Annotated in this window: 24 protein-coding genes, 2 tRNA genes and 1 riboswitch; of the genes, 19 read left to right on the forward strand and 7 right to left on the reverse strand. The window is 63.5% G+C overall.

Annotated elements, in window-relative coordinates; translation table 11 throughout:
- Positions 1-88: 88 nt before the first annotated feature.
- Complete coding sequence (locus M1D88_RS06550) at positions 89-1,012, reverse strand: LysR family transcriptional regulator (protein WP_458114452.1); 924 nt, start codon at positions 1,010-1,012, stop codon at positions 89-91.
- A 135-nt stretch (positions 1,013-1,147) separates the two neighbouring features.
- On the opposite strand from M1D88_RS06550, the gene tdh reads away from it, so the two are divergent.
- From tdh to hutI, 4 genes are all read left to right on the forward strand, one after another.
- The gene (gene tdh / locus M1D88_RS06555) at positions 1,148-2,194 is read left to right on the forward strand and encodes an L-threonine 3-dehydrogenase (RefSeq protein ID WP_458113749.1); all 1,047 of its coding nucleotides are present in this window, start codon (positions 1,148-1,150) and stop codon (positions 2,192-2,194) included.
- Positions 2,195-2,202: 8 nt separating this feature from the next.
- Positions 2,203-3,411 carry a glycine C-acetyltransferase gene (locus M1D88_RS06560; RefSeq protein WP_458113750.1) on the forward strand — a complete coding sequence of 403 codons (1,209 nt, stop codon included), beginning with the start codon at positions 2,203-2,205 and terminating at the stop codon, positions 3,409-3,411.
- Positions 3,412-3,513: 102 nt separating this feature from the next.
- Positions 3,514-4,638 (forward strand): NAD(P)/FAD-dependent oxidoreductase, encoded by a 1,125-nt coding sequence (locus tag M1D88_RS06565; protein WP_458113751.1) that lies wholly within the window; start codon positions 3,514-3,516, stop codon positions 4,636-4,638.
- Positions 4,639-4,649: 11 nt separating this feature from the next.
- A complete protein-coding gene (hutI, locus tag M1D88_RS06570) occupies positions 4,650-5,852 on the forward strand; it encodes an imidazolonepropionase (protein ID WP_458113752.1) in 1,203 nt (400 codons plus the stop codon).
- A gap of 31 nt (positions 5,853-5,883) precedes the next feature.
- Here the strand turns inward: hutI and M1D88_RS06575 are convergent, their stop codons facing one another.
- The gene (locus tag M1D88_RS06575) at positions 5,884-6,564 is read right to left on the reverse strand and encodes a histidine phosphatase family protein (protein WP_309106976.1); all 681 of its coding nucleotides are present in this window, start codon (positions 6,562-6,564) and stop codon (positions 5,884-5,886) included.
- 80 nt (positions 6,565-6,644) lie between these two features.
- Between M1D88_RS06575 and M1D88_RS06580 the strand changes: the two genes are divergently transcribed.
- Positions 6,645-7,412 carry a CPBP family intramembrane glutamic endopeptidase gene (locus M1D88_RS06580; protein WP_458113753.1) on the forward strand — a complete coding sequence of 256 codons (768 nt, stop codon included), beginning with the start codon at positions 6,645-6,647 and terminating at the stop codon, positions 7,410-7,412.
- 143 nt (positions 7,413-7,555) lie between these two features.
- Here M1D88_RS06580 and M1D88_RS06585 read toward each other — a convergent pair whose 3' ends face one another.
- Positions 7,556-8,194 (reverse strand): VOC family protein, encoded by a 639-nt coding sequence (locus M1D88_RS06585; protein WP_458113754.1) that lies wholly within the window; start codon positions 8,192-8,194, stop codon positions 7,556-7,558.
- Between the two features lie 152 nt (positions 8,195-8,346).
- Positions 8,347-8,462, forward strand: a riboswitch (SAM riboswitch).
- A gap of 12 nt (positions 8,463-8,474) precedes the next feature.
- Here M1D88_RS06585 and metX point away from each other — a divergent pair.
- The 4 genes from metX (at position 8,475) to M1D88_RS06605 (ending at position 12,706) form a co-directional block, all read left to right on the forward strand.
- Positions 8,475-9,653: a homoserine O-acetyltransferase MetX gene (metX, locus tag M1D88_RS06590; protein WP_458113755.1), complete on the forward strand. Its 1,179-nt coding sequence runs from the start codon at positions 8,475-8,477 to the stop codon at positions 9,651-9,653.
- A gap of 180 nt (positions 9,654-9,833) precedes the next feature.
- Positions 9,834-11,216 carry an MFS transporter gene (locus tag M1D88_RS06595; RefSeq protein ID WP_458113756.1) on the forward strand — a complete coding sequence of 461 codons (1,383 nt, stop codon included), beginning with the start codon at positions 9,834-9,836 and terminating at the stop codon, positions 11,214-11,216.
- A 6-nt stretch (positions 11,217-11,222) separates the two neighbouring features.
- Complete coding sequence (locus M1D88_RS06600) at positions 11,223-12,341, forward strand: zinc-dependent alcohol dehydrogenase family protein (protein WP_458113757.1); 1,119 nt, start codon at positions 11,223-11,225, stop codon at positions 12,339-12,341.
- 101 nt (positions 12,342-12,442) lie between these two features.
- On the forward strand, positions 12,443-12,706 hold the full coding sequence (locus M1D88_RS06605) for a DUF3072 domain-containing protein (RefSeq protein WP_458113758.1): 264 nt from the start codon (positions 12,443-12,445) through the stop codon (positions 12,704-12,706).
- Between the two features lies 1 nt (position 12,707).
- Here the strand turns inward: M1D88_RS06605 and M1D88_RS06610 are convergent, their stop codons facing one another.
- On the reverse strand, positions 12,708-13,298 hold the full coding sequence (locus M1D88_RS06610) for a hypothetical protein (protein WP_458113759.1): 591 nt from the start codon (positions 13,296-13,298) through the stop codon (positions 12,708-12,710).
- Between the two features lie 50 nt (positions 13,299-13,348).
- The gene (locus M1D88_RS06615; RefSeq protein WP_458113760.1) at positions 13,349-14,224 is read right to left on the reverse strand and encodes an SGNH/GDSL hydrolase family protein; all 876 of its coding nucleotides are present in this window, start codon (positions 14,222-14,224) and stop codon (positions 13,349-13,351) included.
- A 70-nt stretch (positions 14,225-14,294) separates the two neighbouring features.
- On the opposite strand from M1D88_RS06615, the gene M1D88_RS06620 reads away from it, so the two are divergent.
- Positions 14,295-14,945, forward strand: a complete 651-nt coding sequence (locus M1D88_RS06620) for an alpha/beta hydrolase (RefSeq protein WP_458113761.1) — start codon at positions 14,295-14,297, stop codon at positions 14,943-14,945.
- 7 nt (positions 14,946-14,952) lie between these two features.
- On the opposite strand, the gene M1D88_RS06625 is transcribed toward M1D88_RS06620, so the two are convergent.
- Positions 14,953-15,291, reverse strand: coding sequence for a YciI family protein (locus M1D88_RS06625; protein WP_458113762.1), 339 nt, complete (start codon positions 15,289-15,291; stop codon positions 14,953-14,955).
- 68 nt (positions 15,292-15,359) lie between these two features.
- Entirely contained in the window at positions 15,360-15,596 is a 237-nt protein-coding gene (locus M1D88_RS06630) for an RNA-binding S4 domain-containing protein (protein WP_247044191.1), read from the reverse strand.
- Positions 15,597-15,629: 33 nt separating this feature from the next.
- Here M1D88_RS06630 and M1D88_RS06635 point away from each other — a divergent pair, with 33 nt between their 5' ends.
- The 9 genes from M1D88_RS06635 to M1D88_RS06675 all read left to right on the forward strand — a co-directional run bounded on the left by M1D88_RS06635 (position 15,630) and on the right by M1D88_RS06675 (position 25,689).
- Positions 15,630-16,643 (forward strand): DMT family transporter, encoded by a 1,014-nt coding sequence (locus M1D88_RS06635; protein WP_458113763.1) that lies wholly within the window; start codon positions 15,630-15,632, stop codon positions 16,641-16,643.
- A 243-nt stretch (positions 16,644-16,886) separates the two neighbouring features.
- The gene (locus M1D88_RS06640; protein WP_458113764.1) at positions 16,887-18,272 is read left to right on the forward strand and encodes a glycine--tRNA ligase; all 1,386 of its coding nucleotides are present in this window, start codon (positions 16,887-16,889) and stop codon (positions 18,270-18,272) included.
- A gap of 2 nt (positions 18,273-18,274) precedes the next feature.
- Positions 18,275-19,252 (forward strand): GNAT family N-acetyltransferase, encoded by a 978-nt coding sequence (locus M1D88_RS06645; protein WP_458113765.1) that lies wholly within the window; start codon positions 18,275-18,277, stop codon positions 19,250-19,252.
- A gap of 59 nt (positions 19,253-19,311) precedes the next feature.
- A complete protein-coding gene (locus M1D88_RS06650) occupies positions 19,312-20,865 on the forward strand; it encodes a YibE/F family protein (RefSeq protein ID WP_458113766.1) in 1,554 nt (517 codons plus the stop codon).
- A gap of 86 nt (positions 20,866-20,951) precedes the next feature.
- The gene (gene dusB / locus M1D88_RS06655) at positions 20,952-22,130 is read left to right on the forward strand and encodes a tRNA dihydrouridine synthase DusB (protein WP_458113767.1); all 1,179 of its coding nucleotides are present in this window, start codon (positions 20,952-20,954) and stop codon (positions 22,128-22,130) included.
- A complete protein-coding gene (locus M1D88_RS06660; protein WP_458113768.1) occupies positions 22,123-23,412 on the forward strand; it encodes a deoxyguanosinetriphosphate triphosphohydrolase in 1,290 nt (429 codons plus the stop codon). Before dusB ends, M1D88_RS06660 begins: the two co-directional genes overlap by 8 nt.
- A gap of 79 nt (positions 23,413-23,491) precedes the next feature.
- Positions 23,492-25,363, forward strand: a complete 1,872-nt coding sequence (gene dnaG / locus M1D88_RS06665) for a DNA primase (RefSeq protein ID WP_458113769.1) — start codon at positions 23,492-23,494, stop codon at positions 25,361-25,363.
- Between the two features lie 56 nt (positions 25,364-25,419).
- Positions 25,420-25,492 (forward strand) — tRNA-Asn (locus tag M1D88_RS06670).
- Positions 25,493-25,616: 124 nt separating this feature from the next.
- Positions 25,617-25,689 (forward strand) — tRNA-Asn (locus M1D88_RS06675).
- Positions 25,690-25,750: the final 61 nt, after the last annotated feature.

Genomic DNA, 25,750 nt, shown 5'->3' on the forward strand with positions numbered 1-25,750 from the left:
GAGCCGCTCGGGACGCGCAAACGGTCGGAGGACACCCAAATTTAGGTGTCCTCCGACCGTTTCGGCGTCCTGATGCCCTTTGCGTGTCCTAAACCGGAGACCCGTCCGCGTCAACGAGTCCGTCCATGATCTTTTGGAGCGCATGGCACACCATCATGACCGACGTCCGTTTCAGGTTTTCGGGGCGTGCCAGGATGTCGATCCTCCTTCTGGTGCTGATGCCCTCCAACGGGCGCAGCACGATACCCGGATTCAGTGCCGGCCTGGCTGTGTAGCGCGGTAGCAGGCCAATGACACTGCCGGCGGCCACCAGTGCCGCGACAGTGGAGTAATCGTTGATGCGGTGCACGATGTTGAGCTCGCGGCTTGATGAGGCGGCGACGGCGGTCAGGACGTCCGCGGGGGAGTAGCCGGCGCGGCTGGTCACCCAGGGTTCGCCGGCGACGTCGTCCGTTGTCAGTGAGCGCAACCGGGCCAGCGGATGATTGGCCGGCAGGGCGACGTCGAGAGGTTCCCGCGCGAGCGGAATCACGGCCACCCTCTCCTCAGGCCATCGCGGGCTGTGGTCCATCCGGTGCGCCAGCACCAGGTCGTACCGCGCGGTCAGCGCCGGAAAATCCTGCTGGGCCACGTCCTCGTCGGAGAGCAGCACCTTCGGAGTATCAGGAGCGTCCAGGAGCCGGGCCAGGGGAGCAAACAGAACCTGGCCGGCACTGTGGAAACCGCTCACCGTCACCGGCGAGACCGGAGATGCGTGGTAGGCGCCTATCGCGCGCCGGGCTTCGGCCATGGCGCTGACGACGGCGGCTCCCGCATCGGCCAGTACCTGCCCGGCGTCGGTGAGGACCAGGTTCCGCCCTTCCTTCCGGGTAAGCGGCACATCCAGGCTCTTCTGCAGAGACGCCAATTGTTGGGACACGGCGGAAGGTGTTACCAGGAGCGTTTCTGCCACGGCTTTGACACTGCCAAGGGCACCGAGTTCGCGCAGCATCTCCAGCTGGTGAATTTCCATAAGCATGATTGTATTCCTAAGCAAAAGCTAAATCGTCGATTGAGAAATTCCCGGTTGTGCTAATGCGTTTTTGAGGCTCTAATGAAGGAAGTTCATGGCCTCCGAGACAGGGGCCAGCAAGAGTGGAGGAAGCCAATGAAGGCTCTGTATAAGTCCGGTGCCCATTCCGGGTTCGAACTGGCAGACCGGCCAGAGCCCGAAGCCGGGCCTGGCGATGTCAAGATCCGGGTAATGACCACGGGCATCTGTGGCACCGACCTCCACATCCAGTCCTGGGATGCCTGGGCGCAAAGCATCATCGAAGCCCCGCTCATCCCAGGCCATGAGTTCTACGGCGAAGTGGTGGAAACAGGGGAGGGCGTCAGGGACGTCAAGGTGGGCGACAGGGTTTCCGGGGAGGGACACGTAGTCTGCGGGATCTGCCGTAACTGCCGTGCCGGCCGCAAGCAGATGTGCATCCACACCGTCAGCGTCGGTGTCCAGCGCGACGGCGCTTTCGCTGAGTACGTGGTCATCCCCGAAACGAACGTCTGGGTCCATCAGGATCCCTCCGTGACCCCGGAGCTGGGCGCCATCTTCGATCCCTTCGGCAATGCTGTCCACACCGCCCTCAGCTTCCCGCTCGTCGGTGAAGATGTCCTTATCACCGGGGCCGGTCCCATCGGCTTGATGGCCATCGCCGTGGCCCGGCATGCGGGGGCGCGGAAGATCGCCATTACGGACGTCTCGGCTCCACGGCTTGAACTGGCCCGGAAGCTGGGCGTTGACCTGGCCATTGACGTTTCCAAAATGAGGATCAAGGACGCGCAGCAGGAGCTTGGTATGCGCGAGGGCTTTGACATCGGCATGGAAATGTCCGGCCACCCCACCGCGCTGCCCGAAATGATAGACAACATGAACCACGGCGGCCGCATCGCCATGCTTGGCCTTCCCAGCCAATCCATTGATATCGACTGGGGCAAGGTGGTTACCCATATGCTGACCCTCAAAGGCATCTACGGCCGTGAGATGTTCGAGACCTGGTATGCCATGAGCGCCATGCTGTCCTCCAACCCTGCTTTGCACGCCGGCATTTCGGCCGTAGTCACCGACACCCTCCCGGCCGCCGACTGGGAAAAAGGCTTTGAAATCGCCCGCGCAGGCATCGGCGGCAAAGTCGTCCTCAACTGGACTGAAATCTAAGGAGCACCATGTATTCAGGCATCAAGGACCAGCTGCAGGGCGAGCTGGACGAGATCCGCACCGCAGGGCTTTTCAAGACCGAACGGCACATTGATTCCCCGCAGGGCAACCACATCCGGGCAGGCCAAATCGGTGAGGCAGGAGCAGACGTCCTTAACTTCTGCGCCAACAACTACCTCGGCCTCGCTGATCATCCGGAGATCATTGCAGCGGCGAAGTCCGCCCTGGACGAGCGGGGCTTCGGCATGGCCAGCGTCCGTTTCATCTGCGGCACCCAGGATGTTCACCTGGCCTTGGAGGAGCGGGTTTCCAGATTCCTGGGCACCGAGGCCACCATCCTGTTCTCCAGTTGCTTCGATGCCAACGGCGGCGTTTTCGAATCACTTTTCGGCGCCGAGGATGCCATCATCTCCGATGCCCTCAACCACGCGTCCATCATCGACGGCATCCGCCTGTGCAAAGCACAGCGTTTCCGCTATGCCAACAGGGACATGGCAGACCTCGAGGCGAAACTGATTGAGGCGACGCAGGGTGAGAAACCGGCACGAAGGACCATCATCGTCACGGACGGTGTGTTCTCGATGGACGGTTACCTTGCCCCGCTGGAGGCCATCTGCGATCTTGCCGAGCAGTATGACGCCCTGGTTATGGTGGACGACTCCCACGCCGTGGGCTTTATGGGAGGCACAGGGGCGGGCACCCCTGAGCACGCCGGAGTATCCTCCCGCGTGGACATCTACACGGGAACGTTCGGCAAAGCCCTGGGAGGCGCATCCGGCGGCTACGTCTCGGGACGCAGCGAAATTGTGGCGATGCTCCGCCAAAAGGCGCGCCCCTACCTGTTTTCCAATTCGCTGGCCCCTTCCATCGTTGCAGCCACCCTCAAGGCCCTTGACCTGGTGGAGAATTCCGCTGAGCTGCGGAGCAAGCTCTTCGCCAATGCCCAATTGTTCCGGAACAGAATGACTGAAGAAGGTTTTGAACTTCTAGAGGGCGAACACGCGATCGTTCCGGTGATGTTCGGTGACGCAGTGGCGGCTGCCAAGGTGGCAGTCCGGATGCTGCAGCACGGAGTCTTCGTGACGGCCTTCAGCTACCCCGTGGTACCCAAGGGTGCAGCACGGATCCGGGTACAACTTTCGGCTGCGCACAGCACTGACGACGTCGAAGCTTGCGTGAGGGCGTTCGTGGAAAGCCGCGAGGCTCTCGCCGCCTGAGCCCGGCCCCGGCGGAATGCCGCCTGAGCCCCGCCCCGGCGGAATCGCCGCCTGAGCTGATACTGCACTGCGCCAACCGCCACCGTCTGCAAGGATGGAGCAATGTCAGCAAATTATGATGTGGTGATTGTAGGCGGCGGCATCGCCGGGCTCTCACTGGCCTCGGCCCTTGCGGGAAAATGTACGGTCGCCCTGGTCGAAGCCGAGCAGACTCTTGCCTATCACACCTCATCGCGCTCGGCCCGGCAGCTGATTCCGAGCTACGGCCCGGCCGTGGTGCAGCAGCTGACTGTCCGTACCCTTGAGCTGATCGCTGCAGAGGATGAGGCCAGGCCCGTCAAAGTCCTCACACCACGCAGCTTCATGCTGATCGGGGATGAGGATACCGTCCGGGCAGAAGCCAGCGGCTCCATGCGCCGGATCAGTCACACGGAGGCCCTGGCGCTTTGCCCGGTTCTTGAACCGGACTCGTTCAGCGCCGCAGGCCTGGATACAGAAGCCTTCGGCTGCAATGCCCCGGTGCTTTTGGAGCATCACCGGCAGGTGGCGGGGAGCGCGGGCGTCGATATCATCACGGGAGCGGGGGTTCATTCGGCCCAGCATCTCGGCTCGGGCTGGCAGATCGGGGCCGGACAGGAGGCGCTGCAGGCCGGTGTCCTGGTCAACGCCGCAGGCGCGTGGGCCGATGAGCTTGCTGTCATCAGCGGGGTGGAAAAGCTTGGCCTGCAGCCGTACCGGCGGACGGCGGCGATTGTCGCCGTCGAACATTCACTTCCGGAGAATTGCCCCATGGTGGCGGCAGCCGACGAATCCTTCTACTTCCGCCGGGAGGGGGCCGACGTCCTGGTTTCCCCTTCGGAAGCGGTGCCCAGCGGTCCAGAAGACGCGAAGCCGCACCCCGGAGACGTGGAGACGCTGATCGCGCGGCTGAACTCGGTGACCACTCTGGGGATCAGCGGCGTCAGGACCGCTTGGACGGGTTTGCGGACCCAAGCGGCCGACGGCCTTCCCGTCGTGGGGTTCGACGCCGAGGCGCCCGGATTCTTTTGGCTCGCCGGACAGGGCGGTTACGGCTTCCAGACCTCCTCGGCGATTGCTGAACTGGCAGCGGAGCAGATCCTCGCCGGGCAGGAACAAGCCGGGCACCAATTAACCGGGGAAGGCAAGCGTCCGGTATCCCGTACAGCTGAAGCCCTGGCCGCCACCCGCTGGTCCATCCGGCGCTGAAGAATTGATCCATGAGCACCCTCGTTACCAATATCGCCGAACTGATGACCCAGGACCTGGAGCACCGCGTCCTCAAGAATGCCGCTGTGGTGATCGAAGGGGAACGTATTTCATGGATCGGCATGGCGGCAGAGGCCCCTGCGGCCGACGATGTGGTGGACGCCGGCGGCCGTGCCGTGCTGCCAGGCTGGGTGGACTCCCACACCCACCTGATCTTCGCCGGGGACAGGACTGCCGAGTTTGAGGCCCGCATGGCTGGCGAAAGCTACAGCGCGGGGGGCATAGCGGTGACCACCGGCGCTACCCGGAACACCAGCGACTACGACCTGACCAGGCTGGCGCTTGGCCGGGTGGCGGAGGCCGTCTCCCAGGGGACCACGTACCTGGAAACCAAAACGGGCTACGGACTGGATGTGGAAAACGAGGCCCGGAGTGCCCGCATCGCCGCCACCGCCGTCGACGAAGTGACCTTTCTCGGAGCGCACCTGGTGCCGGACGGAATGGACGCGGAGGAATACACGGACCTCGTTTGCGGCCCGATGCTGACGGCAGTCCGGCCCTACGTCCGCTGGGCAGACGTCTTCTGTGAGCGCGGCGCCTTCACCGAAGAGCAGTCAAGGCGGGTGCTGAAGGCCTGCAAGGATGCAGGACTGGGCCTGCGCGTCCACGGCAACCAGCTTGGCGAGGGCCCGGGGGTTCAGCTGGCGGTGGAGTTTGACGCAGCCAGTGTTGACCACGTCAACTACCTGTCACGGGCAGACGTGGACGCTCTCGCCGCCAGCTGGTCCGGGAACACTGGAAACGGACAGCGGGGAACGGTGGCCACTTGCCTTCCCGCTTGCGACTTGTCCACCAGACAGCCCCTTGCGCCCGGCCGCGAGCTCCTGGACGCCGGAGTCCCGATTGCCCTGGCCTCCAACTGCAATCCGGGAACTTCCTACACGAGTTCCATGGCCTACTGCGTGACCACTGCCGTGCTGCAGATGCGCCTCAGTGTCCACGAAGCTGTCCGCGCGGCGAGCTACGGCGGTGCCCTGGCGCTGGGCCGGGAGTCGGGGAACGACGTCGACGGGGAACGGGCGGTGGGTTCCCTCGCCGTCGGCCACCGGGCAGACCTTCACATGCTCAATGCGCCCTCGGCGACTCACCTCGCCTACCGCCCGGGAATCCCGCTGACGCACGCTGTCTGGCGTGCCGGCGCACGGGCTAAGTAAAGCCAGGCCGTGGGGTAGGCCTCTGGACCGGCTAGAAGAGCATCGGGGGAGCGTCGAGCACCGTCTCGTCCACCCGGCGCTCCACCCACTGGCTGAAGGGCTTGTCCAACTCGTATTTGCCGAGCTCGGTGCGGATCAGGGTCCGGACTTCGGCGTTCTCGGGATTGTTGAGGGACTCGAAGTACTCCACCGACCAATGGAACCAACGCATGCAGAACAGCCTCATGGTCAGCCCGTGGGTTACCAGCAGGGCGTTCGGCGCGTAGGAGGGCTTGGACCAATGCCGGTACAGGGTTTCCATGAAGGAGGAGATGCGGTCGTAGACGTCGGAACCTGACTCGCCCTCACGGAACCTGTAGAAGAAGTGTCCGTAGGCGTTGCGGAGCTCCTTCTGGTCCTCGATCTCCCCGGAGATCTGGAAGTTGGCCCAGTCCTGCTCCCTTAGCCGGGGCTCCTCAATGACGCGCTCAACGAGGTTGCCCAGGTTCAGCGCCTCGAGGGTCTGATAGGCCCGGAGGTAAGGGGAGACATAGACGCACACCTGCTGACCGTCCAGCTGACGGCGCACATCGTCCCCGGCCTTCCTGGCCTGCTCCAGTCCTGCAAGCGTGAGGGGGATGCGGTAATCGGGCACACGGTTGTAGATCGAGGTATCGGCGTTGGCAGCTGACTGGCCATGCCGGATCATGATGATTTTCCCGGGCGCGCTCATAAGCCTCAAGCATAGGGGCAGGTCCGGCTTGTACCGGGTGGGTACAGGAAAGAACCAGCAAATGCATGCAAGATAGGAACATGCTGGTGCCATCCCGCCGTCGTCTGCGGATTGAAGTGTTGATTGTCCTGGGCCTCTCCCTGGGCCAGTCCGCCGTTTACTCAGGTGTGCAGCTGCTGGACAAGATGAGCCAGGCGCCGCTGGCCCAGGGCACGTCCACCCTCAACCGTTCCCAAAGTACGCGGGAATACTTCGACCTGACCTACCAATTGCTGGACATTGCCTTTGCCCTGGTGCCGGTGCTCCTGGTCTTCTACTTCCTCACGGAACAACGGCCCGCAGGCCTTCGGGGACAGTCCGCGTTCGGCAAGCTGGGCTTCGACCTGGCCCGGCCGGGGAAGGACCTGCTGCAAGGGGTGGGACTCGCCGCCTTGATCGGCATCCCCTCGCTTGCGCTCTATGCCGTTGGCAGGCAGCTGGGCATCACCACCGCCATCATCCCGAGCGCCCTTGACGACTACTGGTGGACCGTCCCGGTTCTGATTCTCTCTGCCATCCGGCACGGGATCGTCGAGGAAGTCATCGTGGTGGGGTATCTGCTCAACCGGCTCGGGAAGTTCGGCTGGAGCGTGCCGCTGGCCATCTTCACCAGCGCAGTGCTCCGTGGAAGCTACCACCTGTACCAGGGCTTTGGCCCCTTCATCGGCAACGCGGTGATGGGAGCTGTGTTCGCATGGCTTTACACCCGGACGCGCAGGGTAATGCCCCTCGTGATTGCCCACGCCCTGCTGGACATAGTGGCCTTCGTGGGCTTCAGTCTCTTTGGCAAGGCAATCGGGCTGGGGTAAGGGCGTAAAGGAATTCGGCCACCATCAGCAAGTGACGTCATTGGCACCCGCTGTTGGCGGCCGAAGTATTGTGGGCAGACTTTGCCCGTGGATATGGGGGAGCTCTCTCCAAAGAACGAGGTAGCCTCCCAACAGTGGCTGGATCAGATGGTGACTGCTCCGATGGGGGTTTCGAACGTGACGGACAGAATCCCCGGCGTTCCGTGCGGTGCGAGCCAGTTTACGGCGACGTCTTCAAGAGGCCTCTCCACGGGCTCACCCAGCCATTCGGTGACCCGCTCGGCTGATCCGGCAATGGTGAGGCTGGACATCTTGACGCTGCTTGGGTACGCGTTGGACGGGTGCAATGACGGGTCACCTTCCCACTTGAGCATGTAGGGAACCTGGGGATCGGCGATGAGTCCCAGGATGCCTATTTGCTTCCAAACGAGTTCGCGTCCGTCCGGGAATTTACGGTTTCCATTGACGGCCGCACGGCCAAGCCGCTCCTCGAACGGCGCCAGGTCGTCTACTTCGACGCACCAGCCCATCCAGCCCCCGCCAGCCGCCGAGCGGGCCCGGACGGCCTGTCCGAAGGGTGCTTTATCTGATGCCGGGTGGTCAAGGACCTCCACGACTTCAAGGTATTTGTGCCCGGCGAGCGGGATGATCATGTTCCGGGTTCCAAAGCGGGGATGTACCCCGCCTTTCACAGCTTCGACGCCCAAGGCGGACGAAATTCGTTCGGTAGTGGCCGCGAGGCCATCGTTTTCACAGGCGTAAGAGACGTGATCCATGCGCATAGCCTTCATCTTGGCACTTTGTGATGGGCCTCTCAGCTTAGGGTCACCTAACTGCGCTACTATCGCGCGTCGTCGTCGCCCTTTGTCCTCCTGAGTCATATTGCTGTCACAATCTTCGCTATTACGGCACCGTTCTCCGTAGACTTTGAAAAGGTCATGAGTGCCAGCGACAGCCCCGGCTTGCTGGCCGGCAACCCTCCTTCCGCGGTGGGGTGCCCCGGGTGAAGACCTGGCCTGTCAGTCAGCTGATGGCAGGCAAGCGCGTAGAAAAGGTCCTCTTATGACGATTGCCGTCAACCGCACCGGCGTACCTGGAATCCAACTGCCCGGAACCGAACTGCCTGCAACGGAACCCGTTGCGCATCCGAAGAGCGTTCCGGACGGGACTGTCCGGTTCCTCACCATCGGCGGCCTCAAACTCGAAGCCGGGGGCCACCTTCCCGACGTCACGTTGGCCTACGAAACTTGGGGAACCCTCAACAGTGATGGCTCCAACGCTGTCCTGATCCAGCATGCCCTTACCGGGAGCACGCATGTTACCCGCGGTGAGAGCGAGGAGGAAGGCTGGTGGGAACAGCTGGCGGGTCCGGGAGCCCCCGTTGACACCGACAAGTTCTTCGTCGTCTCCATCAACATCCTCGGTGGCTGTTACGGGTCCACGGGACCCTCGACGGCGGCACCCGATGGGCGTCCATGGGGCTCACGCTTCCCGCTGGTGACGCTGCGGGATACGACGGCGGCGGAAGCGCGCCTTGCTGACGCCTTGGGCATCGGCAGCTGGTATGCCGTGCTGGGCGGCTCCCTCGGCGGTGCCCGTGCCCTTGAGTGGGCTGTCAGCCATCCGGGACGGGTGCAGCGCTGTGGAGTGATCTCCATCGGCGCGCGCAGCACCGCAGAGCAGATCGCTTTTGCCCAGGCTCAGACTCTTGCCATCCGACAGGACGTCAATTTCAACGGCGGGGACTACTACGGTGGGCCCGAGCCCGAAGCAGGGCTCGCCCTTGCCCGACGCATCGCCCACATCACCTACCGTTCAGCTGCTGAACTGGACACGAGATTCAGCCGGGATGCCCAGCGTGGCGAAAGCCCGCTGCAGGCAATGTCGTTGGGGGAGCGTGGCCGGTACCAGGTGGAAAGTTATCTGGACCACCAGGGCAGCAAGCTGGTAAAGCGTTTTGACGCCAACAGCTACATTGCCATCACCGAGGCGCTCATGAGCCACGACGTCTGCCGGGGGCGCGGCCCACTCAAGGACGCGTTGTCTGCCGCGACCGCCGAGTTCTTTGTGGCGGCGGTGGACACGGACCGGCTGTACTTTCCTGCACAGTCCCGCGAGCTTGCCCAGGCGCTGCCGGGCGACGTTCCCGTCCACGTCATTGAGGCACCGATTGGCCATGACGGTTTCCTCACGGAGATCGGGCAGCTCAGCGAAGAGCTGCGCAGGAGCTTCTTTCCCTAGGCAGGCCTCGAGCGCGCAGTTTCTGCATTTTTGCAGAGCATGTCTGCACTTTTCGCCGTTGAGCCTGCACTGATGTGAGGCCATACTCGATGAATCCGGCGGTTCGTGGTGCAGGTCACCAGCGTCCGCCTTCGAATGGTTCCACGTGGCGTCGATGTAGACGCTGAAGGAGTTCGCATCATGAGTACGGAAAACTCCGCCGCAAGGCGTTTAGAAGAAACTGATATCAAAGCTTCAGGGCTCAAAAAAGTTGTCACCGCCTCCATGGCCGGGACTGTGGTGGAGTGGTATGAGTTCTTCCTCTACGCCTCAGCCGCCACCCTCGTCTTCGGCAAGATGTTCTTCCCGAACTCGGGCACGGAACTGGACGGCATCATCGCAGCCTTCGTCACCTACGCTGTCGGCTTCGTTGCACGCCCCATCGGCGGAATTGTGTTTGGCCACTTCGGCGACAAGTTCGGCCGGAAGCAGCTCCTGCAGCTGAGCATCATCCTGGTGGGCGTATCCACCTTCCTGATGGGCTGCCTCCCCACTTTCGGCGAGATCGGCTACTGGGCGCCGGCGCTGCTCGTCTTCCTTCGCTTCGTCCAAGGTTTCGCTGTAGGCGGGGAATGGGGAGGGGCCGTGCTTCTCGTCGCAGAGCACAGCCCCAGCGCGTCCCGTGGCTTCTGGTCCAGCTGGCCCCAAGCTGCCGTGCCGGTGGGCAACCTGCTCGCCACCGGTGTGCTTTTCACGCTCTCGGCAGTGCTGTCGTCCGTTGACTTCCTGGGCTGGGGATGGCGCGTAGCGTTCTGGTTGTCCGCGGTGATCGTCGTCGTCGGCTACTACATCCGAACCAAAGTCAGCGACGCTCCCATCTTCCTCGAGGCCCGTAAAGAAGTAGCTGTCGAGAAAAAGGGCTACGGAGTGGCCGAGGTGTTCCGCCGCTATCCCCGTGGTGTCTTTACCGCCATGGGCCTGCGCTTTGCGGAGAACATCCTGTACTACCTCGTGGTGACGTTCTCCATCACGTACCTGAAGGTGGTTGTCCAGACAGACACGTCACGGATCCTGCTCCTGCTCCTGGTTGCCCACTTCGTACACTTCTGCGCCGTGCCGCTCGTCGGGAAGCTGTCGGACGCCTTCGGCCGCCGTCCCGTCTACCTTGCCGGAGCCATCCTGGGCGGCACCTGGGGATTCTTTGCCTTCCCGATGATGGATACGGCCAACGACCTCATCATCCTTTCCGCGATCACCATCGGCCTGCTCTTCCACGCCCTGATGTACGCCGGACAACCTGCCATCATGGCGGAGATGTTCCCCACGCGGATGCGCTACTCCGGAGTGTCCCTTGGCTACCAGGTAACCTCGATTGTGGCCGGCTCGCTCGCCCCGATTGTCGCCACGTCCCTGCTGAACGCCTTCGGCTCCTCCACCCCGGTAGCCCTGTACCTCATGGGTGCATGCCTGGTGACGGCCGTTGCCGTACTCGTCCTGAAAGAGACCCGCGGGATCTCCCTGCTGGATGTTGATGCCGCCGATGCCAGGGGAACAGCGGATCTGCTGGCAGCCGGACGAAAGTAGGACCTGATGCGCGCGGCCGTCCTCCATGCAACAGTTCCGCCCGGCACCGCTCACACCGAGGCAAACACCCTGAGAATTGAGGAGCTGGACCAACCGGAACCCCGGGCCGGTGAGATCGGTGTGGCCATTACGTGCTCGAGCCTTTGCCACTCTGACCTTTCAGTGGTGGACGGGTCGCGCGTCAGGCCTTTACCTATGGCTCTCGGCCATGAGGCGGTAGGGCGGGTGGTGGCCCTCGGGCCGGGTATAGCAGATGTCAGTGTCGGGGACCACGTGGTGCTCGTATTCGTTCCCAGTTGCGGTTCCTGCCGCGCCTGCCTGGCAGGCCGGCCGGCACTGTGTCACCGCGCGGCGGAAGTCAATAGCTCCGGGGACCTCCTCCACGGCGGTGCCTTGCTGAGGACCGCCTCCGGAGAACGGATCAACCATCACCTCGGGGTTTCGGCCTTCGCCGATTATGCGGTGGTTGCACGGGAGTCCGCGGTGGTCATCCCCGACGACGTTCCGGACACCGTTGCAGCCATGTTCGGATGCGCTGTACTGACGGGAATGGGGGCGGTGCTCAACACAGCGGAAGCGACGCCGGGACAGTCGGTCGCCGTCGTTGGGCTTGGTGCAGTTGGCCTGTCAGCCGTAATGGCTGCCCGGCTGGCCGACGCCGCGCACATCATCGCCATAGACCCGAACCAGGGAAAGCACCGGATCGCCAGGGACTGCGGGGCGACGGCGGCCGGCACCCCTGAAGAGGCGGCACGGCTCGTCGAGGAGGCCACGGGGGATGGAGTGGACGTGGCCGTTGAGGCCGTCGGTTCGGCAGCGGTGATGGGTGCGTGCCTTGACCTGCTGACCAGGGGAGGGGCAGTCGTGTCGGTTGGATTGCCGCATCCGTCGGCAGAGCTGGCTGTCCCGGCGTTGCAGTTTGCGGGGGCAGGGAAACGACTGCTCGGCTCCTATATGGGAGATTCCGTCCCGGAACGTGACATCCCCCGCTACCTCGGTTTCTGGCGGGAAGGGAAGCTCCCGCTCGAGCTGCTCCACACAGACACCAAACCGCTCGAGGAGATCAACGAGGGACTGGACGCCCTCTCTGCAGGCACCGTAATCAGGAGGCTGTTCCGGGCTTAGGTGCGCTGCAGACGCGTTGCAGAGAAGCGCTGCCGGACCGTCTTCAGAGCATGACAACGAGGCCTCTACACCGGGATTGTTGCTTGTCCTAAAGTGTTTTTATGGACAAGGACGACGAGACTCTGGGCAGCCCGGTTCCGGAACCCGGAGCAGGAATGGACCGCGATCCAGAGGACTGGGTCATGGGTGATGAACCAATGACAGCGGCTCAGCGCAGCTATCTGGACACCTTGGCGAGGGAGGCCGGCGAAGAGATCCCGGCCAATATCAGCAAGGCAGAGGCCTCGAAGCACATCGACAGGCTGCAGAAGAAGAGCGGCCGGGTTTCGGGTGGCGACGTTGCCGGGGGCAAGCGGCCAAACTAGCTTAGCCCTTCATGATCTCTGCCCGGCGGGCCATGTACTCCTCCATGGCGATCTCACCATTGCTGTACTGCTGATCCAGTTCAGCCAGTTTTCGTGCCCGGTATCCCTGCGGGGCCGACGGCGGCGGCGGGGTTTCCGGGGCGGAAGGCTGCTGGGGCTGTTGGCGGGCCAGCCACTCCCGATACTCCGGGCTGTCCTCGAAAGGCACCTGGCCGGGCTGCGAGGGCTGACCGGGCTGGCCGGGAGCCTGGTAGCCGCCGGGAGCCTGATAGCCGGGAGCCTGGTAGCCGCCGGGAGCCTGGTAGCCATTCGGATCCTGATAGCCGTTTGGTCCTTGGAACGGCGGGACCTGAGGCGGTCCATATTGACCCTGGTTGCCGGGCTGGTTGCCTGGTTGGTCGAAGGCGCCGAAAGCTCCGTAATAGTCCCGCTGGGTGTAACCGTCCCTGTACTGGTTGTTCTGGTTGTTCAGCGGGCCAGGGTACTGACCGTTAATGCCCTGATTCTGGTTCCGGCCGCCGGACCTGCGGAACAGGCGGATTGCCACGGGAACCAGAACCCCCAGGATGATAAGCAGGAAAAATGCGTCCACGACGTCACGCCTCTCAGATGTATTCCTTCCAGCTTAACGGCCGGGGAAAGCTACGAGTGCCGTGAGTCCTCGGTTGCAAGGGGGCCTTCACCCGAGCCCAGTGGCATGCCGGGTCCGAACACCGGGCCGGGAGTGGGCCGTTTGGCAGTGATTCCATCACCGGATGAGCGGTTACGTAATCGCCGCACCACCCAGGGGACAAAGTACTCCCTGGCCCAGACAAGATCGCCGGTCCGTGCCTCGCGCCAGCTGCGTGGAGGCAATGGTTTCGGCGCGAGCGGTTCCAGCGTGTGCTTGACGTTGAGCGAATCAAGGACCATCGCCGCAATGGTGTGGTGACCGAGCGGCGAGAAGTGCAGCCGGTCGGCGTCCCACATCTGCGGGTCATGCAGCTGCCGCAGTGACCACATGTCGGCGATGATGGCATCGTGCCTCGCAGCCACCGTGCGGAGATTCTCGTTGTAGATGGCCACCTTGCTGCGGATCCGGCCCAACACCGACGATCCTGTGTCCGGGCCGTTGAAGAGCACCACCGTGGCGCCGTCCATGCTGAGGATCTGGACCACTGAGTCCAGCTTCTCCGCCAGGGCATCCGGATCGCCCCCGGGGCGGATGAGATCATTTCCACCGGCCGAGAGCGTCACCAGGTCCGGCTTCAGGGCCAGGCACGGGGCAAGCTGCTGATCCACGATCTGTTGGAGGAGGCGCCCCCTGACGGCCAGATTGGCGTAAGCGAAGTCCTCGTGTCCGCGGCTGAGCTCCTCCGCCATGCGGTCCGCCCAACCTCGATGCCCACCGGGATTGCCGGGTTCGGGATCGCCGATGCCTTCGGTGAAAGAGTCGCCCATGGCTACATAACGGCTCCAGGGATGCGGCTGGATGGGCTCTGGCTGGCTGGAGGCGACTTCGATTTGGCTCACCTTCATATCCTGCCCTCCAAGTCCAAAGCTACGCCACCGTAGGTTGTTACTAATGGGTAACTGTAAGAATGGACCCATGACTTCAGCCGATAGCTTCCCTGCCCCTGTTGTTCTCTGGTCCAAGCCCGAAGAGGCCCGGGCCGGCAAGCCGCTCCTTGTCCTGTTGCACGGTTACGGTGCCAACGAGCAGGACCTGTTGAGCCTGGCGGACATGCTGCCGGAGGAATTTGTTGTTGCATCCGTCAGGGCTCCGATAGCCATGGGACCGGGTTTCACGTGGTTCCCCTTGACCGGATCCGTCGAATACTCGGTCGACGCCGTCAAGATCGCCTCCTCCTACGTCCTGGACTGGCTCGACGGCATCAAAGGCAACCACCCGTCCGTGACCCTGCTGGGGTTCTCAATGGGCATGGCCATGGCCACCACGATGCTCAGGCAGCGCCCCACGGACTATGCCGCCGTCGTCGGGCTTTCAGGTTTTGTGGTGGATTCCGGCGACGATCCGGACTTCTTTGATCACGAGCTCGACGGCGGTGTGCCGATGTTCTGGGGCCGGGACCAGCAGGATCCGGTCATCACGCCGGACAAGATCGAGTTCACCATGGGCTGGGTGCGCAAGCACGTAAAACTCACCAAGGTGCTTTACACAGGAATGTGGCACGGGATCAACCAGCAAGAGATCGGCCACGTGTCCGAGTTCCTCACCCACGAGGTCCTGAACAAGTAGCCCCCAACTAGCTCTCGGGGTCGTATCCGAACTCGCGGAGCTCCTGTGAGCAACGGCAGGCCACTGCGATCTTCCTCGCCCACTTGACAGCGTCCTCGCGCGTGGGCAGCTCCAGCACGGTGTACCCACCCTTGAGCTCGGAGCCCGGATAGACATCGGTGCCCACAGACCCGTCGGGGGAGACCAGCAAAGGATCGACTTCCTCATTGATCCCGCCGCCGAATACGTAGACGCCGGCGGCCTTCGCCTCCGCGATCACAGCGTGGGATTCGGCGAAGACAATCGGAAACTCCTCGTCGGTGAGCACCATGGCTTCGCTCGGGAAGGAGATGAGGTATTTGGTCATGACTCGATGGTGCCCCCTGGTTAGCGCATTGTCACCAACGTCCGATGCAAATGCACTAGCGAACGCAGCTAAATGTCGGAAGGCGCGATGATCTGGACAGTGTGCCCGTTGACGGTGACAGTGTCGCCGTCGTGGAGCTGGCGGCCCCGCCGGTCGTCGATTTCCCCGTTGACCTGCACGAGGCCGTTCTTGATCAGCTCCGTAGCCTGCACACCGTCCTCCACCAGGTTGGCGAGCTTCAGCAGCTGGCCAAGGCGGATCATCTGGTCACGGATGGGAATCTCTTCAATCTCCGGGTTGCTCATACAAGCAATAATGCCTGACGTAGGGTGGATCCGGTGACTTCCGTTCCCCGCCTTCCCCTTGCTGCAGGACTGCCGTTGGCTGTTGCCGCCGGACTGGCCATTCCCCTCCAGGGCCGGATCAACGGAGCCCTGGGCACGAAGCTGGACGACGGCATCGCAGCAGCGACGGTGAGTTTCACTACAGGACTGATTCTGATGCTGGTCATTTGCCTGATCCTGCCCAAGGGACGGGCCGGCCTCGCACAGATCCTTCCGGCCGTGAAGGAACGCCGCTTTCCGCCCGTCTATGTCATGGCCGGAAGTATTGGTGCCCTGTTTGTTTTCGCCCAGTCATTGACCATTGGGCTGCTTGGCGTTGCCCTGTTTACCGTGGCGACCGTAACGGGGCAGACCCTCAGCGGGCTCCTTGTGGACAGGCTGGGGATCGGGCCGGCAGGAAAGCGGTCCGTCACCGGTATCCGGATCCTGGGCTCGCTGCTCACGATTGCCGCCGTGGCCTGGGCGGTATCGCCACGGTTCGGGGCGCCGGCGGCTACGGCCACAGGCCCGGCAGGGCCGGGTGCAGACGCGGGATTGAGTGAACCAAGCCAGCTGCTCCTTCCCCTGCTGCTCCCTGTACTGGCAGGCTTCTTCATAAGTTTCCAGCAGGCTATGAACGGCACCGCCACCGCCCACTACGGCACACCCCTGGCCGCCACGCTAGTCAATTTCGTTTCCGGCACCGTGGTGCTGTGGCTGGCGTGGCTGGTGAAGCTTGCGGTCCTGGGTGCAGGCAATGCGTTGCCCGCCGAATGGTGGTACTACCTTGGCGGTCCGATGGGGTGCGTCTTCATCGGGCTTGGGGCCCTGTTGGTCCGCAGCCTCGGAGTGCTGGTGACGGGGCTGGGTATGATCGCGGGCCAACTCCTGGGATCCATTGGCCTGGACGTGGTCTTCCCCACCCCTGGAACAGTGATAGCCCTCCCTACGGTGCTGGGTACTCTGCTGACCCTCGGCGCAATCGTCCTTGCCACCTTGCCCTGGCCGCGGGGGATCCTCAGAAGGTAGCGTCGCCGGATGGCCACCCGGCAAGCCAACGCGCCGGGAGGCCGGTAGTCTAGGAACCGCAGCTTTTCTGCACAGCTTTCCCGCACGCCCAAGTAAGTAGCATGTCGTTTTGAGGGCTCAGAACCGCATCTACTGCTGGTTGGGGGACTGCGAACCTTGCATCGCCCCGCCCGGCAACCAGCCGGGGATCCGGGGCCAGACCACGCGGACCGCACCCAGCGGCCTGTAGAAATTGGAGTTACCATGGCAGCAAAATCCGTCCTCGACCAGATCATTTCCCTCGCCAAGCGCCGGGGATTCGTTTTCCAGGCCGGTGAAATCTATGGTGGCTCCCGTTCAGCGTGGGACTACGGGCCCTTGGGTGCCGAGTTGAAGGAAAACATCAAGCGCCAGTGGTGGCAATCAGTGGTCCGCGGCCGTGAGGACGTCGTCGGCCTTGATTCCTCAGTGATCCTGCCCCGCCAGGTATGGGAAGCGTCCGGCCACGTCGACGTATTTTCCGATCCCCTTGTGGAGTGCCTCTCCTGCCACAAGCGCTACCGCGCGGACCACCTCGAAGAAGAGTATGAGGAAAAGAAGGGCCGCCCGGCCGAGAACGGCTTGAAGGACATCGCCTGCGCCAACTGCGGAACACGCGGCCAGTGGACCGAGCCGCAGGAGTTCTCCGGCCTCCTCAAGACCTACCTGGGTCCCGTGGCAAACGAGGAAGGCCTTCACTACCTCCGTCCGGAAACCGCCCAGGGCATCTTTGTGAACTTCAGCAACGTGCTCACTACTTCCCGGAAGAAGCCGCCGTTCGGTATTGGCCAGATCGGCAAGTCCTTCCGCAACGAGATCACGCCCGGAAACTTCATCTTCCGTACCCGCGAGTTCGAGCAGATGGAGATGGAATTCTTCGTCGAGCCCGGCACAGATGAGGAATGGCACCAGTACTGGATGAAGGAGCGCATGGCCTGGTACACCGGCCTTGGCATCCGCGAGGAAAACCTCCGCTTCTTTGAGCACCCGCTGGACAAGCTCAGCCACTACTCCAAGGGAACCACAGACATCGAATACCGCTTCGGGTTCCAGGGCTCGGAGTGGGGCGAGCTGGAGGGCATCGCCAACCGCACCGACTTCGATCTCTCCACTCATGCGAAGGCGTCCGGCCAGGACCTGAGCTACTTCAACCAGGCTACGAATGAGCGCTACACCCCATACGTGATCGAGCCGGCCGCAGGCCTGACCCGCTCCTTCATGGCCTTCATGGTGGATGCCTACACCGAGGATGAGGCCCCCAACGCCAAGGGCGGTGTCGATGTCCGTACAGTGCTCAGGCTCGATCCCCGCCTCGCTCCGGTCAAGGCTGCCGTTCTTCCGCTGAGCCGCAACGAGGACCTGTCCCCGAAGGCCAAGGACCTTGCCGCCCAGCTGCGCCGGAACTGGAACATCGAGTTCGACGACGCCGGTGCCATCGGCCGCCGCTACCGCCGCCAGGACGAGATCGGTACGCCGTTCTGCATCACCGTGGACTTCGATACTCTCGAGGACCAGGCGGTCACCATCCGTGAGCGCGACACCATGAGCCAGGACCGTGTTTCGCTCGACAAGGTGGAGGCCTACCTCGCCGCCCGGCTGGTGGGTGCCTGAGTATGGCCATTGAGTACAGGGAATGGCGCGACGGCGATGACCTCGCGCTGCTGGAAATCTGGGGAGACCCCGAAACTGTCCAGGCGGGGCAGTTCCGAGGAACGCTCGCACCTTCAGGAAATGCTCCCTGGCGCCGGTGCATCGTGGCCGAAGACGTTGTTGACGGCGTCGCGATTCCGGTGGCTGCAGGCGTGGTTCACGAAGCGTCCCTCCACCCTGAAAGGCTCTGGGCCTACATTGAGGTTGCCCGCGACCACCGGCGGGAGGGCGTAGGCTCCACGCTGCTGACCATGCTGCGGCACGAAGCGAAGGCGGCGCCGTCGGGCGTTTCCAAACTGCGATGCAAGGTGGAGCCGGGTACACCGGCTGCCGCTTTTGCCGCGCAGGCAGGGCTCACTCCCATCCAGCGCTCGCAGCTGATAGTGGTGGAGCCGGCAGCCCTGAAGCTCCCGGTCTTTGGGGACGGTTCAGAGGAAGCAGCGTCCGAGCGGGTGGAGGACCTGGCCACCGGTTCCGTGGAGCTCAGCGACGCGGTTGGGCGGTATTACACGGCCGTCCACGACTGGGACAGCCCGGGGGACCTCGCTGTTTCCACAGTTCAGCGGCTTTTTCTCGATGATCTCAGCGGAGCGCACGGTGCCATCGTGCTGAGGGCTCCCAAAGCGAGCGCCTTCGGGGCCGGCGTGCCTGCCAGCAGAAAAGGCAAACTGCAGGCCTTCGCCATCAGTTATGCGCAGGGCACCTCAGAACCGGGGCAGCCTGTCCAGCCGTCGGACGTCTTTCTGGGCCATGATCCGAAGCTTGCTCCGGATGAGGCGCAGGCGGCCGTACGTGACTTGTTGGCCCTCATCGCCTACCAGTACCCGGTGCTGCTGGAACTGGATGACTCGATGACTGCCTTGCGCGCCGTCGTCGAACCCCTGCTGGAATCGGGCAAGGCCCGCCGGCAGGGCGCCGAGACTTTCGTCGTCTCGGACTAACCGCTTCCGGGGGGCCACTGCACCACGCGTAGAGTTGAAGATATGAGGTCGAACTGCTGATGGGATCCGGACACTCGCACGGCCACACTGAGCATTCGGAGCCAACGCCGGAAGCCATCGCCTCCAGGAGACGGGCCAACTGGCTCCTCGCGGCAGTCCTGGTTCCGCTGACCCTGCTCACTTTGGCGGCCATGGTCATGATGTGGCCCTCCGGCAGCAAGGAAGGGCTTACCCTCGCCAGCCCCTACACGGCCGCGCCAGGAGTCACGTTTGATACCGGCAAAATCCAGCGGGTGGTGGTGGAATCCTGCACCCAGGCCCCCGCCAGCAGCGGACAAGAGAACAGCGGGCAGCAGAACGCAGGAGAACCGCCTGGCGGACAGCAGGACACAGGGGAGCAGAGCGGCGCTCAGCCGTCCCAACAGGGTTCGGACTGCACCTTTGCCTACACCGAGCCGGATAAGGGCGGGAACCCTGTCAAGGTGGTCATCAATCCCGATGTCGTGAAGTCCCACGGCGTCAAAGTGGGTGACAACATCCGTTACCTCAACCTTTCAAACGCCCAGGGTGCCTCCTCAGCCCAGGGAACGCCTGCCTACATCTTCGTTGACTTCGTCCGGACTCTGCCCATCATCCTGCTTGCTGTCCTTTATGCGGTAGTAGTTGTGGCGGTGGCACGCTGGCGGGGGCTCCGGGCACTGGTCGGACTCATTGGCGCCTATGCCGTTCTTGTCGCCTTTATGCTCCCTGGCCTGGTCGAGGGCAAGCCGCCTCTTCTTTTGGCGCTGGTAGGTTCCACGGTGATCATGATCGGGGTGCTGTACTTTGCCCATGGTTTCTCTGCCAGGACTTCAACGGCATTGCTGGGGACCATCTTCGGCCTGGTGATCACCGCGCTGTTGGCAGCGTGGGCCACTGATGCAGCCAACCTTGCCGGAGTGGGCAGTCACGACGCCGCCACCCTGAGCAATGTTTCGGCCAACATCTCCATCTCCGGGATCATCCTTTGCGGGCTCATTATTTCCGGGCTGGGCGTCCTTAACGACGTCACCATCACCCAGTCATCGGCTGTCTGGGAGCTCTACGAACTGGCGCCCGAGACCAGTGCCCGCAAACTCTTCTCCTCGGCGATGCGGATCGGCCGGGACCACATCGCCTCCACCGTGTACACCATCGCCTTCGCCTATGCGGGCGCGGCCCTGCCAACCCTCATCATCGTGATGCTCTACAACAGGCCTCTGGGCGAAGCGCTCACCAGCGCCGAACTCTCCGAGGAAGTCATCAGGACCCTCGTTGGCTCCGTCGGCCTGGTGCTGGCCATCCCTGTCACGACGCTTATCGCCGTCCTCGTTGTCAAAGCCACCGGGATAAGGGCAGCGGGCGTCAGGGACGCAAGCAGCCTGCCAGCCTCACGGGCGGGGTCGCCTGCCATAGAACCCGACGACGTCGAGGACACCGGCGCGCTGGCAGCGGCCGCAGCGGTGGCCCGCGGCGATGCGACGCGAGACTCTGGAGAGACTTCAGCACCTGGCAGTGCATCACCTGGCAGAACACGGGACGCCGGAGCAACAGAAGGAACCCGGAGGGGAAGGCGGGCGGCCGAACGGCCCTGACCGGGCAGCAGTCCGCTCCCCAAAGTTTTCATCTGCCAGGTGCACACGCTGCAGCCCGATTTGCCCCGCTTTGAGACAATGGACGGGTGACTGTTGTAGCAACGCCTCCCGCCCCCAAGCTGGAACTCCCTCCGCTGAAACTGGGCCCCATCACGGTGGACACCCCCGTGGTGCTGGCCCCCATGGCCGGAATCACCAACACCGCGTTCCGCCGGCTCTGCCGTGAATACGGCGGCGGGCTGTACGTAGCGGAGATGGTCACTTCCCGGGCACTGGTGGAGCGCACCCCGGAATCGCTGCGGATCATCTCCCACGACGACGACGAGAAAGTCCGCTCCGTTCAGCTCTACGGTGTGGACCCCGTAACCGTGGGGCAGGCAGTGCGGATGCTCGTTGAAGAAGACCGCGCTGATCACATCGACCTGAACTTCGGCTGCCCTGTGCCCAAGGTAACCCGCCGCGGCGGGGGAGCAGCCCTGCCCTGGAAAATCGACCTGTTCACCTCGATCGTCCAGACCGCTGTGCGCGAAGCCTCCAGGGGCAATGTTCCATTGACCATTAAGATGCGCAAAGGCATAGACGAGGACCACCTGACCTACCTCGACGCCGGCCGGATTGCCCGCGATTCAGGTGTTGCCGCCGTCGCTCTTCACGGCCGCACCGCGGCCCAGTTCTATTCGGGTCAGGCCGACTGGTCGGCAATTGCCCGCCTGCGCGAGGCGCTGCCGGACATTCCTGTCCTGGGTAACGGCGATATCTGGTCAGCCGAAGATGCGGTGCGCATGGTCCGCGAGACCGGAGTGGACGGTGTGGTGATCGGCCGGGGCTGCCAGGGCCGGCCGTGGCTCTTCGGGGACCTCATGTCTGCTTTCGAGGGCAGCGACGAACGGCACAAGCCAGGCCTGCGTCAGGTGGCCGAAGGCGTCTACCGGCACGCGGAACTGATGATCGAGACGTTCGACGACGAATACAAGGCGCTCCGGGAAATCCGCAAGCACATGGCCTGGTACTTCAAGGGCTACGTCGTGGGCAGCGAACTCCGCACCAAGCTGGCAACCGTGCCCACCCTTGAGGTGTTGCGCGGGATACTGGACCAGCTGGACCTCGATTCCCCGTACCCCGGCGTCGACGCTGAGGGCCCCCGCGGCCGTGCAGGCTCACCCAAACAGCCCGCCCTGCCCAAGGACTGGCTGCAGGACCGCTGCATGGACGCCGACCAGTCGCGGGACATCACCGCTGCGGAACTGGACGTCTCTGGTGGCTGAAACCAGGACCACAGCTCCTGTCCTTCCCGGCTATGAAGCCCACGACTTTGCCCGCTGGGTAGAGGAACCGCCCAAAAACACCTACCGCTCGGATTTCGAACGCGACCGGGCACGCGTCCTGCACTCCTCGGCGTTGCGCAGGCTCGGCGCCAAGACCCAGGTGGTTGCCCCGGACACCGACGACTTCGTCCGGACCCGGCTCACCCATTCCTTGGAGGTGGCACAGGTGGGACGCGAGCTTGGCCGCGCCCTTGGCTGCGATCCCGACGTCGTGGACACCGCCTGCCTCAGCCACGATCTGGGCCATCCCCCGTTCGGCCACAATGGCGAATCCGCGCTCAACGAGATGGCGCATTCCATCGGCGGATTTGAAGGAAACGCGCAGACCCTGCGGCTCCTGACCCGCCTGGAGCCCAAAGTGCTGGATGCGGAGGGAAGCCCCGCGGGCCTGAACCTGACGCGCGCCAGCCTTGATGCCGCCGCCAAATACCCCTGGTCCGCCCTTGAGGCACCGGTGATCCATGGGCAGCGCACCAGCAAGTTCGGCGCGTACGAGGACGACCTCCCCATCTTCAACTGGATCCGTGACGAGGCCCCGGAACGGCGCTCGTGCCTTGAAGCGCAGGTCATGGATCTGGCCGACGACATCTCCTACTCCGTCCATGACGTCGAGGACGCCATCGTCGCCGGTCACTTCCAGCTGGGCTGGATGGACAACCCCGACCACCGGGCCCGCGTGGTGGGTTACGCCAAGCAGTGGTACCTGCCCCACAACGATCCCGAAGCCATCGACGCCGCCCTGGCCCGGCTTGAGGCAACGTCAGTGTGGGTCCGGGAGGCAGACGGCAGCCGCAAGGCCATGGCCGCGCTGAAGGACATGACCAGCCAGCTGATCGGGCGCTTCTGCCAGAGTGCACTGGAGACCACCCGTGCCGTCTACGGTCCCGAGGACCTGACCCGGTACAACGCCGAGCTGATCGTGCCGGATGAGACCGTGATGGAAATCGCTGTGATGAAGGGACTGGCCACCACCTTTGTGATGACCACTGAGCACCGCCAGCCCATCTATGAGCGCCAGCGCGAAGTGCTCCATGCCCTCGTCACGGAACTGAACGCCAGCGGTGACCGGCACCTCGAGCCCATGTTCGCTGCCGATTGGCGGGCCGCGGACGACGACGGCGCCCGGCTACGCGTGGTCATCGACCAGGTGGCTTCCCTGACGGACGGCTCCGCGCTCGCGATGTATGAACGGCTCGTGGGCAGCCTGCCCTCGCTTTGGTGACCCGCCCGCTAAAGGCTGTTCGGGCGTCGAACGCCTTTTCCGGCAAGTGGCTGTCGGACCGTCGTACTAGGATGACTCTGTGGCCGGCCTGATCAAACGCGAAGACATTGACGAGGTCCGGCAGCGCACGGACATCAAGGAAGTCGTGGACGGCTACGTGACCCTCAAGGGCGCTGGCATGGGCACCTTCAAAGGCCTCTGCCCTTTCCACGATGAGCGTTCGCCGTCCTTCACGGTGCGGCCGCAGGTGGGCAGGTACCACTGCTTCGGCTGCGGTGAAGACGGGGACGTTATTGCTTTTGTGCAGAAGCTGGACCATTCGACGTTCCACGAGGCCGTGGAAAAGCTGGCAGCGCGTATCGGCTTCGAACTCCGGTATGAGGACGGCGGAACGGGGCCGAACCGCGAAGAGGTGGGCAAACGGCAACGGCTCCTGGACGCCCACAAGATAGCGGACGAATTCTTTCGGGGGCAGCTCCTGACCACGGGCGCGGCCGAGGGGCGCAAGTTCCTCCAGACCCGGGGGTTCGACCGTGCGGCTGCTGAGCACTTCGGTGTCGGCTATGCCCCGCAGGGCTGGGATGCCCTGCTGAAGCATTTGCGCGGGCGGGGCTTCACCGAGCCCGAGCTCAGGCTTACGGGTATGTTTTCCGAGGGCAACAGGGGAATCTACGACCGCTTCCGGGGACGCCTCATCTGGCCCATCAGGGACATCGCCGGCGACACCATCGGCTTTGGCGCCCGCAAGCTGTACGAGGACGACCAAGGCCCCAAGTACCTCAATACACCTGAGACCACCCTCTACAAGAAGTCCCAGGTTCTTTACGGGATCGACCTCGCCAAGCGCAATATCGCCAAAGAGCGCCGGCTTGTGGTGGTGGAGGGCTACACGGATGTGATGGCCTGCCACCTCGCGGGCATCGTGACCGCCGTGGCCACCTGCGGAACGGCTTTCGGCACTGACCACATCAAGATTGCCCGCAGGCTGCTTTCCGACGACGGCAGCGGCGGGGAAGTAATTTTCACGTTCGACGGCGACGCCGCGGGGCAGAAGGCGGCGCTGCGCGCCTTCGAGGAGGACCAGCGGTTCGTTGCCCAGACCTTCGTGGCTGTGGAGCCAACGGGCGCGGACCCTTGTGACCTCCGCCAGACAAAGGGTGATGCCGCAGTCCACGCACTGGTTCAGTCGCGGCGACCCCTGTTCGAATTCGCCATCCGAAGCACCCTTAAGCAATTTGACCTGGACACCGTGGAGGGGCGGGTGCAGGGACTCCGGGCCTCGGCCCCGGTGGTGGCGGCCATCCGGGATGCCTCAACGCGCACGGGTTACTGCCAGGCTCTCACAGGCTGGCTGGGAATGCCCGACCCCAATGAAGTTCTCCGGGTGGTCAATGCAGCCGCCAAACAAGGACTGCAGCCGTCGCAGGGGCCAGGCGTGGCTCCGGCCACCCCGGCCGGAGTCCTGCCCTCCTTCAACCGTCCTGATCCCAGGGATCCCGTCGCGTCCATGGAACGGCAGGCCCTGGAGGTCGCCGTCCAGGAACCCGGGATGCTCGAGGGCGAAACATGGCAGCGTTTCAGCGATGCCCGGTTCTCAACCCCCGCCTACCTCGCTGTTCACGAAGCAATCCGTGCCACCGGACTGGGGTTCGCGGCTGACCCCGTCCGGTGGGTGGAGCAGCTGCGCCAGGAGGTTCCCGAGCCGCTGCGCCCGCTGGTGTCCGAGCTCGCCGTCGTCCCTCTGCCTGCCAGCACGGCAGATGGCGTGCAGAAGTACTGCAAGGACATCCTGGCGCGCCTCTTCGAGCTGCAGATCACCAAGGTCAAGGCCCAGAAGATGGGCCAGTTGCAACGGCTGGACCCTTCGGCTGACCCGGAAGAGTTCCAGCGGCTGAACCGGGAACTCATGCAGCTGGAGATGGAGCGCCGGGCGCTGCGGGCTGAGGCCTGAAACTGTTCCAATTTCGTTTCCACGGCCAGTGTTTGCTAGGCTTATAGCCGCTTCATTCCTCCTTAGCTCAATTGGCAGAGCATTCGACTGTTAATCGAAGGGTTGCTGGTTCAAGTCCAGCAGGAGGAGCGCACAGCCTCCGTCCGGACTCTTCGGACGGAGGCTTTTTCGTACCCCGGCGGGGTATTTATCCCTCCAGGGCTCTCGATTTCCCATAGGGGCAAAAGCTTTGCTAATGTCGTACCTGCTTCATTCCTCCTTAGCTCAATTGGCAGAGCATTCGACTGTTAATCGAAGGGTTGCTGGTTCAAGTCCAGCAGGAGGAGCACACAGGTCCCGCAGCAGGTGAAAACCCGCTGCGGGACCTTTTTTGTGAGCTTCTGTCAG

The sequence above is a fragment of the Arthrobacter sp. R1-13 genome (genome assembly GCF_054161475.1).